The 9,595-nt window shown below is 46.7% G+C and carries 8 protein-coding genes and 1 tRNA gene; 3 read left to right on the top strand and 6 right to left on the bottom strand.

Going from position 1 to position 9,595, the window contains the following annotated elements:
- Nucleotides 1-23: 23 nt before the first annotated feature.
- Complete coding sequence (locus tag H0Z19_RS00610) at nucleotides 24-2,324, top strand: DEAD/DEAH box helicase (RefSeq protein WP_290722781.1); 2,301 nt, start codon at nucleotides 24-26, stop codon at nucleotides 2,322-2,324.
- Here the strand turns inward: H0Z19_RS00610 and H0Z19_RS00615 are convergent.
- On the bottom strand, nucleotides 2,321-2,599 hold the full coding sequence (locus H0Z19_RS00615; protein WP_290722782.1) for a UPF0058 family protein: 279 nt from the start codon (nucleotides 2,597-2,599) through the stop codon (nucleotides 2,321-2,323). The genes H0Z19_RS00610 and H0Z19_RS00615 overlap by 4 nt on opposite strands.
- Before the next feature lie 99 nt (nucleotides 2,600-2,698).
- Complete coding sequence (locus H0Z19_RS00620) at nucleotides 2,699-2,989, bottom strand: helix-turn-helix domain-containing protein (RefSeq protein ID WP_290722784.1); 291 nt, start codon at nucleotides 2,987-2,989, stop codon at nucleotides 2,699-2,701.
- A 293-nt stretch (nucleotides 2,990-3,282) separates the two neighbouring features.
- On the opposite strand from H0Z19_RS00620, the gene H0Z19_RS00625 reads away from it, so the two are divergent.
- Nucleotides 3,283-3,522 (top strand): hypothetical protein, encoded by a 240-nt coding sequence (locus tag H0Z19_RS00625; protein WP_290722786.1) that lies wholly within the window; start codon nucleotides 3,283-3,285, stop codon nucleotides 3,520-3,522.
- Nucleotides 3,523-3,524: 2 nt separating this feature from the next.
- Here the strand turns inward: H0Z19_RS00625 and H0Z19_RS00630 are convergent, their stop codons facing one another.
- Genes H0Z19_RS00630 through rlmB form a run of 4 tightly spaced genes read right to left on the bottom strand, consistent with a single transcriptional unit; the run spans nucleotide 3,525 to nucleotide 9,342 of the window.
- Nucleotides 3,525-5,078 carry a tRNA uridine(34) 5-carboxymethylaminomethyl modification radical SAM/GNAT enzyme Elp3 gene (locus H0Z19_RS00630; RefSeq protein WP_290722788.1) on the bottom strand — a complete coding sequence of 518 codons (1,554 nt, stop codon included), beginning with the start codon at nucleotides 5,076-5,078 and terminating at the stop codon, nucleotides 3,525-3,527.
- Between the two features lie 14 nt (nucleotides 5,079-5,092).
- A complete protein-coding gene (locus H0Z19_RS00635) occupies nucleotides 5,093-6,139 on the bottom strand; it encodes a hypothetical protein (RefSeq protein ID WP_290722790.1) in 1,047 nt (348 codons plus the stop codon).
- Nucleotides 6,129-8,645, bottom strand: a complete 2,517-nt coding sequence (locus H0Z19_RS00640; protein WP_290722791.1) for a transglutaminase-like domain-containing protein — start codon at nucleotides 8,643-8,645, stop codon at nucleotides 6,129-6,131. The genes H0Z19_RS00635 and H0Z19_RS00640 overlap by 11 nt, the downstream gene beginning before the upstream one ends.
- Before the next feature lie 22 nt (nucleotides 8,646-8,667).
- On the bottom strand, nucleotides 8,668-9,342 hold the full coding sequence (rlmB, locus tag H0Z19_RS00645) for a 23S rRNA (guanosine(2251)-2'-O)-methyltransferase RlmB (RefSeq protein WP_290722794.1): 675 nt from the start codon (nucleotides 9,340-9,342) through the stop codon (nucleotides 8,668-8,670).
- A gap of 117 nt (nucleotides 9,343-9,459) precedes the next feature.
- Between rlmB and H0Z19_RS00650 the strand changes: the two genes are divergently transcribed.
- Nucleotides 9,460-9,595 (top strand) — tRNA-Trp (locus tag H0Z19_RS00650).

Here is a 9,595-nt window from a genome sequence, read left to right on the forward strand (position 1 = left end):
ATCTTCACCGCCTAAGCTTTAAAGTGGACGAGTTGTTCTGCCCTCAGTGCGGAATGCTGAAAAAGAGGTGTAGGTGTAAAAAGCAGAGCATAAGGCAGCGCAACCTCGAACTTCTAAGGAAAGTAGGCTTTAAGGAATCCCTCCTCCCGCTTTTCACCACAGATGATGAAATCGTCCTCTACAAGGTTCTCAGGCCTTTCAGGGAAACGCCTACTGAAGACCCTGACTTTTTACCCCCTCAACTTGCCGAGTGTTTGAGAAAAAGGGGCATTGAGAAGCTTTTTCCCTTCCAGAAGGAGGCAATGTTTCGGCTGATGGAGGGTGAGAATGTCGTCATCACCGCTCCTACAGGATTTGGCAAGACTGAGGCCTTCGTTATTCCCATGCTCTGGAGAACTTTAAAAGGTGGTAAAGCAATGGTCTTCTACCCCACCAAAGCTCTCGCGAGAGACCAGGAGGAGAAGATCAAGTTCTACGCCTCTCATCTCGGCTTAAAAGCGGTAAGATTTGACGGAGACTCTGACAGGGAGGAACGCAGGGCTGTCCTCAGCGGGAAGAGTGACATTATCCTCACCAACCCGGACATGGTCGATTACCACCTCAGAAACACGCCAGCGTTCAGAAGAATCTGCAGAGAGCTTGCATTCATAGCCGTTGACGAACTTCACACGTATACAGGCGTTCTGGGGAGCAACATGCACTACCTCGTGAAGAGGCTCTCAAGGTTTGCCGACTTCCAGATTGCGTGCGCCTCAGCCACACTCTCCAACGCCGCAGAATTTGCGGAGGAGCTTTTTGACAGAAAATTTTTCCTCGTCTCTGGAGAGCACAGAAAGGGAACGCTTCACCTGATCTTCCGCTACACACCCAGTTTGTACTCGACAGTCAGAGATATTGTTGCGGCTTTGAGGAACAGAAAAATCATCGTTTTCGGGAACAGCTACAAAACTGTTGAGACGATAAACCTGATACTCAAGCGGTATGGATTTAGGTCTGCAATACACAAGAGCGGACTGCCTAAGGAAGTAAGGCAGGAGGTGGAGGAGAGGTTCAAGAGGGGCGAGATAAACATCGTCGTCTCAACACCAACACTCGAGCTTGGGATAGACATCGGAGATGTTGATGCAGTCGTTTCCGAACTTGTTCCTTACGGACAGTTAATCCAGAGAGTTGGGAGGGCGGGGAGAAAGGGGCAGGAGAGCATAGGTGTTGTTGTCCTGAGAGAGGAGGATTCGATAAGCACTTATTACAGAGCAAATCCTGAGGACTACTTCAAGGAAGAAGCAAACGGCTACGTCGAGAGGTACAACGAGGAGGTTATGAAGTTTCAGCTACTTTCCATGTGCATCGAGAAACCTGTCAGTTTTGAAGAACTGGACAGGCAGTCCATGGAAATTATGAGGAAGCTGCAGGCGGAGGGATTGGTCGTCGAGAGAGAAGGAGCATTTTATCCCACTGCAAGGGCGGTGGAGTTGAGCAGGACTTTTAGCTTTCGTGGTATAGGCGATTCTGTGAAAATATACCACGACGGAAAGTATATAGGGGAGAGGGCGCTACCCATAGCCGTAAAGGAGCTGTTTCCGGGCAGTATTTTGATACACAACAGTGTCAGGTACAGAACTGTGGAACTCGACCTCAAGAGACTGAGGGCTGAAGTCCTGAAGATAGATGACGGTTATGAGGTGACCGACCCGTTATACACGACAATTCCGAGAATAATAGAGGTCGAGAAGAAAATTGAAGAGCCTGTCAACGCCATATACTGCACCCTCGAAATAAACTACATCGTTCACGGATACATCAAGAGAAATGTTTTCGACAAAGAAAAAAAGGACTTCAAATACCTTGATGAGCCAGTCAGCTACACATTCAAAACAAAGGGATTTCTCTTTTCCGCCCCCTTCCCTGACCCTGAGGACTACGAGGACTATTATGCCGGAAGCTTCCACGCATTAGAGCATGTTCTCATTGAAACAACGGATGCCATAACGGGTGGTGGTAGCAGAGAGATGGGTGGAATATCCGTCCCTGATGGGGATATTTTCGTTTACGATGCGAGTGTTGGTGGAAGCGGTCTATCAAAGCTCCTTTTCAAAAGGCTCAGAAGAGCTTTCGAGATTTGCGCGGCAATTCTCAAAAGTTGTGAGTGTGGAAGAGTTGACGGCTGTCCACGGTGTACTTACAGCTACCAGTGCGGAAACAATAACCAACCACTTAACAGAATCGGGGCACTCAACATTGCTGAAAAAGTACTAAAAGGTATAAAAAGAAAAACGGACTGGAAAAAGTACACCAATGTGATCGAGATTAGGTATTTTCCCTAATATGTTGCCCTAGCTATCGCCAGTCTCTTCAGACTCTTGCAGAGTTCCTCTGCTTCCTTTTCTTTCCCCATTGCCTTCATTATTCCCATGCAGAGCTTGAAAATTGCTTCCTGATGTTCATTTTTCTGCCTGAAAATCTGCACGGGGGAGATGTTCAGGCTATCGTATTCATCAAAATATTCATTTTCCAAGCCATAGCACTCAAAAGTTTTTTTCACGTGGAAAAGAAGCAAATGCAAATGCACGAGCTCTTCTTTGCCAAACTGGCCAGACATGTCTTTTACTTTTCACCTCAACACTTAAATTTATCGGTAAAAAGGGATTGAGGAAAGCTTAAATTTTAAAAAAAAGTATAATAATTTATCATCACACAACTACATTATTGAAAATAGTTGCTCAAGAACTTTGACGAGCTTCTTTCCGCTCGGTGTTAGCTCATACGAATCGCTGTTCTTTTCTACGATGTTCAACTGCATCAGTGCCTTTAGGTGCCTGTCAAGTATTCCAGGGTTCAGCTTCGTCTCAAACATCAACTGGGAGAACCGGAGAGGTGCCTTTTCAAGGCTGAAAAGGATGTTACTCATCCCACTGCGAGAAATAACCTTCAAAACCTTCTGGCCTTCCTCATCCGGCCTCCTCCCAAAGAGTGTATCGACGTCCATCATCGAACCACCTCACGTCTATGATTACTACTATTATTGTTGTAATTGTAATTACCTACATTGAATTAAAAGGTTTTTGGTTTGTGGTGTAATTACAGAAAAGTAACATCACACATAACCTTAATAAAATATACTATAATATACTATAAATCAAAGGTACAAAATATTAAACTAAAGTTTTTAAAAAGATCTAGCTTTGGCAAAATTACAGAAAAGCAATAACCTAAGCTAAATTACAAAAATTGAATCTCTAATTTGTGAAAAAAGTCTATATTTGTTGCTGAAACCTTGTAGTAATGCTCCGACCTGTTGAAGCTAATATCATAAAGCTCGCTGTTGTGAGCAGAAGGACAAGAGCCCTTATTACCATTGATTCTGAAACTCTTCATTACAGAGTGGTTGACTGTTCAAGAAAGCTTTTTTGCAGGATTCATGTTTCCAAAAGCTGTCCCCCTTACTGCCCGGTTATTGTTGCCGCAAAGGACTTTGTCTCAGGCAGGAGAGAGCCGAAGGCTGAAGTTGCGCTTATTGAATAATACTAAATCTTCTTAACCATGTAACCCTCCCTGAGCCTGTAACCGAGCTTTCTGTAGTAATTTCTCACCCCAACCCCACTTATTACTGCAATTTTATCATAACTTTCACGTGCAATCTCTTCAGCTTCTCTCAACAATCTCTCTCCGAATCCCCTGTGCTGGAAAGCGTTGCCACTCTCTCCAATCGGAACGACCCTGCCGTAAACGTGAAGCTCCCTGATTAAGGCGGCATCCTTCAACGCACTTATGAACGGCTCTTTGGGAAATCTGAGCCTCACGAAGCCAACAAGAGCATCATACTCCGGAATTTCAAACGATATGAAGAACTCTTTCCCTCCAGACGCCTTGTACTCTCTGACGACAAGCTCTGCCTTCGAGTATTCTTCGGGCTTAACGCCTTTGTGCCCGACCTCCCTACACCGGATGCATCTGCAACTGTAGCCAAGCTCCCTTAACTTTCTGTGAACGAGTTGCCTTACGTTGCCCTTATCCAGCCCTATCGCCGCTTTTACGGGAATATCGCGCTGGATTCTCTGAACCCTCACCCACTCCGGGAAGTAACGCTTCGCCTTTGCTATCAGCTCGACAACTTCTTCTGTCGTGTAAGGTCTGTATTCTCCTCGCCTCCACATCTCGTAAAGGTCTGTGCCTTCCACAACCAGCGTTGGATAAATTTTGAGGTAGTCTGGCTTGAAGTTTTCGTCTTCGAAAAGTTCTTTGAGCATCTTAAGGTCTCCTTCGAAGTTCGACCCTGGCAAACCCGGCATGACATGGTAGCCCACCTTGAACGCTGAATCCCTGAGCAATCTCGTCGCTTCAATTACTTCTTTAACCGTGTGCCCCCTCCTTATTCTCTCCAATACGTCATCGTAGATGCTCTGAACTCCCAGCTCAACCTTTGTCCCTCCAAATCTCAGCATCTCTCTTATGTGCTCTTCCCTTGCATAATCGGGACGTGTTTCGAACGTTACGCCCACACATCTCGCCCTTGCTCTTTCGTTCTTCCTCTTAGCCCTCTCAATGTCGTTTTCAATCTTTGCACGGCTGTTGAAAGCGTTGAGAGCGTTGAAAATTCCAAGCATAAACCTCTCCTTGTACTCCGCATCCCTCGCCGGGAACGTTCCACCCATCACGATAATCTCAACCTTGCTTACATCATGGCCAATGCTCTCAAGCTCCCTCAGCCTCGCCGTTACCTGCTTGAACGCATCGTAACCGTGCTGCTTCCCCCTCATGGCTGCCGGCTCAAGTCCCACGTAGCTCTGTGGGGTGTTTCTCTCAACCCCTCCCGGGCATGGCAGACACTTGCCGTGAGGGCATGGGGCTGGAGAGGTCATAACTGCAACGACAGCAACACCGCTGATTGTTCTTACCGGCTTAACTCTGAGGATCTCCTTCAATTTCTCGTAAAACTCAGTACTCTTTGCAGCCTGCAGTATTTCTGCGTCCGAGGGGATGGCGGAGAGTCTTTTCCTTCTGGCAAATAACCTCTTTATCCTGAGAACATCCTCCTTGCTCCTTGCGTTCTCTGCAATCTCTTTTGCAAGTTCAAACACCTGAAAAGTAGGGATCAGCGGTTAAAATTTTTTACCTCCCTCTCGACCTCAGTCCTGATCATCTCCACAATCTTTTCTCTCCTTCTTCTGTTTCTTCTCTCTATGATTTCTTTCTCCCAGGGGAATGGAAGAGCAGGAATCCTCTCGTCCTCGTGGCTTATCAGAGGAGACAGTATTGCAGCAAGCTTAGGGGGATCTGAGTTCGACAGTGCTTTAACGAGGGCGATTGTGAGTGGTATTTTCGATCCCCCTTCAACGAACGCTCTCTCCCCGAACTCAAGCTCGGAGTACAGCCTATCTCTGAAAATCTTTTCCTTCGGAACGTGGGAGGCTATGAACTCCCTCTCATCAGCTTCAACGCCTCTCCGGAAATCCCTTGAAACCTTGATGAATGTCAGAGCAACGATGCTCCACTCAATGAAGTCCGCGATTCCCGGTCTGTCCGAGAGCATCGGTTTGATTAAAATGGAGTAAAACGTGAGGAGGAAAAGAATGAGCATGAGAAACGACCTTTCAGACCTTATCCACTGGAAAACCTCCCCCTCAAAGGCTGTAGAAATGGCGGTGATTGCAAGGATAAGGAAGAGCGCCAAAGAGGGAATGGCCAGAGATGGAAGTCCAAAAACCTGTGAGAGGTAGGAGAACAGGTAGTAGGAAGAGAGACCTGCTACTACAAGAGATGTTGCGGAAATTAGGGTTTGATGGATCGGTTTATCGGTAAGCTTGATGTACGAAAATGCCAGAGAGCCGGAGAAGATTGCGATGTACCACCTCATACTCTGATATACCACGAAGTACTGCGGGTATCCGAGAGAGAGCAGGGAGTTGAAAGCTATGTCAAGCGAGATGATTAGCAACAGCGGAATTAAAACAAGCCTGAATTGGCTCAGTCTATCCAAGGACGCAAGAGCTGAGTAAGCAACTATCAGCGTCAAGAGTATAGCTCTCTGCGTTTCATCAGCCACAACAAAAACGCCCCCAAGTAACCTCTCCTGATTCAGCAGGAAGAAGTAAAGGGAAAATGCAATTACGAGCCCTGACAGAAGCTTGCTAAACCTCATCGCCAACCACCCTCAGGTAGTCGTAAAATGCCTCAAGAAAATCCTTTCTTGTATATTCTTCCCCACCGTATGTGCCTCTCTCAAAGTAGTTCAGCAGGACTTCGGCCCTAACACCGAGCTTTTCCATAATCTCCCTCGCAGTCATGCTCTCAACCCTATCAAATCTTCTTCTGCCGATTTCATCAAGCCTTTTGACAATCTCCCCTATCCCCTTTGAATATGGAGCGATTTTGACTTCCAGCTCACCTTTCTTCCTTTTTCTTCCCTCTTCCTTAAAAGCGTAAACCTTTATAGTGCCGTATTTCTTTGGTTCAAGAGTTACGGTGTCGGTAAACTCTTCATTTCCGTTATATCTGACAAACGCAGGCTCGCTTAACCTGATTCTTATCCTCTCCCCAACATCCCAGACGTTTGGGAGGTCAAGGTGCTCTTTTTCGACAAAAAACTCGATTTTTTCAACTCTGAAAAGCACGCGGTAAGCGAGAAAAGCTGCAAGGCTGATTGCCGCCACCAAAACCGGTATGAAGATGTAAGAGGAAAGGTTGGAGAATTCCTTGACAGCAGGGAAGTACTTGTTACTGCCGGAGTAAACTATGAGCTTTGCCGAATCAACCTCGAACTCCGCAACACCGTTCAAAAGCTCCTTCCTTATGCCGTCAACCTCAACAAACCCATCAGCAGGATTTTCGTTTTTGTCAACCACCTGAACTATCAGCTTTCCATTCACTTTCTGCGTCCTGATCTCAACCGGTTCTTTCATGTAGACGACTTTAGTATCGGAGTAAAGCAAATCCGGAACTTCCACTCTCAGCTCGTTTTTTCCCAGACTTAACGGGATTTTTGCAGAAAACTCTCCGTTCGTTGCGTTAACCGTAATATTTCCTATCCTTACCGTAGCGTTTACAGGCTTACCGTTAAAATAGACCATTCCCGTAACGTTCTCGTTCCTTCCGACAGTCTCGTTAAGAATGACCATTATCTCTCCGGCCTCAACCTCCTTTCTGAACTCGGCGGGAAGGAGGTAGCCCATTCCCTTAAAAATGAGTGCTATCTCATGCTTTCCACTGGTGAGCGAAAGCTCCTCTCTGAAGTGGCCGTCTTTCAGGTTAATTTTCCTGCAGTAACCGTCGATGCAGAGGTCTATCTTTCCCGTAAATGGTGGAGATGATTCAAGCCTTCCCTCGAGTGTGAAGCTTTTCGGAACTCTTTCGGGAAGAGTGACGTTAAAAACAGGACGGTCGTATATCTCCACCTCTGGATCACTCCACGATTCCATGTGGTAGGGGGTGCCGGTGAAGTGAGCCTGAACGTTGTATCTTCCCGTAACCTCAGGAACTTTGAGTGAAGCCTCGAATTTACCGTTGTTTACCGCCACAAATCCGACGAGAATTCCCTGTCTGGCATTCTTGTCCTTTTTAAGGAAAATTTCAACGTATCCAGACACAGCATTACCGTATTCGTCTTTTACGTAGCCCTTTAACGTAAAGTTCTCTCCTGCCACGAGCTTTGAGTCGACGTAAGTTATTGCAGTTGTTGTGTTGATTCCTTCTCCTTCAGGTGCCGGATCAAACTCCATCCAGCCCTCCTTGAACCTGACCTCCGCCCAGACGTGGGCGTCGCTGGCAAATATGGTCTGGTTAGTCTCTACCGGATCTGCAAGGTAGCCAAAGACGGCCCTTGCAGGAATTCCGATAGACTGTGCGAGAAGAACAAAGGTCGTTGCAAACTCCCTGGCAGTACCTTTTTTGGTTTTAAACAAAAATTCCTTCACATCCATCTTTTCGACGTAGGTGTTGACGTAGTTGCTCTTTAGGTAGTTCTCTATAGCCTTAACTTTATCGAGATCGGAAGTTGCGTTTGCGGTAATTCTTCTCGCCAAAGCCCGGATTTCGGGGTCAGGATAGCTTGCTACGCCTTCAAAGCTTGTGGGTTTGAAGCTCTTGGCTGTAGTGAAGCCGTAATATGAGACACGGGTTGAGTTTATTCTGAAAGTTCCTGTTTCGGCGTCATAGCACCTGTCAATCTTACCTCCAATGGGAAGTATCCCCTTTGTGTCCTTGGAAACGGGAAGGTAGCGGTTCAGCTCTGCAATGGGTGTGATTTTGAATTTCTTGGAAATCGGAATTGATTCCTGGCTGCAACCCCCCTCGTCTGCTATCCATTTACCGTTCTCGTATCTTGTTGCGGTGTAAAGCCTCAGATAGTTCGTCGTGGAATCGAGACCCTCAACGAAGAAAAGGGGGACGTTGGGCGGGTTAAAGGCGTTGGATGAATCGCTCAGACTTGCGAATCCTCCACCTCCTCCCTCCCCGCCAAGAACTCCCTCCTGGCTGAGGGAATAGTAGGTTGAAAAATTGCTGTTAAACTCCTTTCCCCCACCCCCAAAAGTTCCCTTGCCTATCAGCCCCTCAAAACCGGTTTTGCTGAAGTCGATTGATGCAATAAAGGTCGAGAGGAGTGAGATTGAAATTAGAATCAAGACTAACCCTGCAAGTTTTTTCAGCATTGGTCAAAAATTGTCAAGGTTATTAATATTTCTGTCGGCTTAGGGTGTAGAGAACGATTCCTGCAGCAACGCTCAAGTTTAGGCTGTTCACCTTTCCCATTCCCGGAATTCTCACCACAAAATCACACTGCTTCTTGACAGGCTTTGATATACCCTTATCCTCGCCACCTATCACAACTGCTGCGGGAAGTGATATGGGGACTTCTTCAAGATTTTCGCCGTCAAGGTCTGCGGCTACAGCAGTGAATCCGAGCTTTTTCAGCTTTTTTATAGCTGCTGCGTAATTCTCCACTCTTGCAATTGGGATGTGAAAAACAGCACCAGCAGAAGTCTTCACAGCTCCTTCCTGCACACTACCTCCTCTCCTCTTTGGCAAAACTACTCCTGCCGCTCCGAAAAACTCTGCAGTTCTTATGCAGGCCCCTATGTTCCTCTGGTCAACAACGTTGTCAAGAAATAGGATGAATGAGTTTTTTGTTAGGGCTCTGTTAGCGATGTAGTCGAAGTCAACGTACTTTATCGGAGAGATTTCGGCGGACAGCTTTTCTCCCTCTCTCCTGTAAACAGGAACTCCCTTTTTTCTCGCGATTTCAAGAATTTCTGCTATCTTTGGATTTCTCTCTCCAGAGTGGTAAATCCTGACCACCTTTCCCTCAAGTAAGGCACTTTTTATGCTGTTCAAATCCGTGATTTTCACATTTTTAAGTTGAGAGAAGAGATGAAAGGTCTTTCCCCTACAGGCGAATTTAAGAGCTACATCTCCACCCATAACTCAACAAAAAATTTAATATCCTATGCACCAAAACATTAGCGAGGGGTCGTGGCGTAGCCAGGAAGCGCGGCGGGCTCCAGCGGCGTGATGATTGACGGGTCTGCTGAGCGGTGATGACCCGTTGGAGCTCTGACCCGAAGAGACCCGCCAGTCGTGGGTTCAAATCCCACCGGCCCCA

Origin of the sequence: Archaeoglobus sp. (assembly GCF_017656475.1) — an archaeon.
Classification (GTDB): Archaea; Halobacteriota; Archaeoglobi; order Archaeoglobales; family Archaeoglobaceae; genus Archaeoglobus.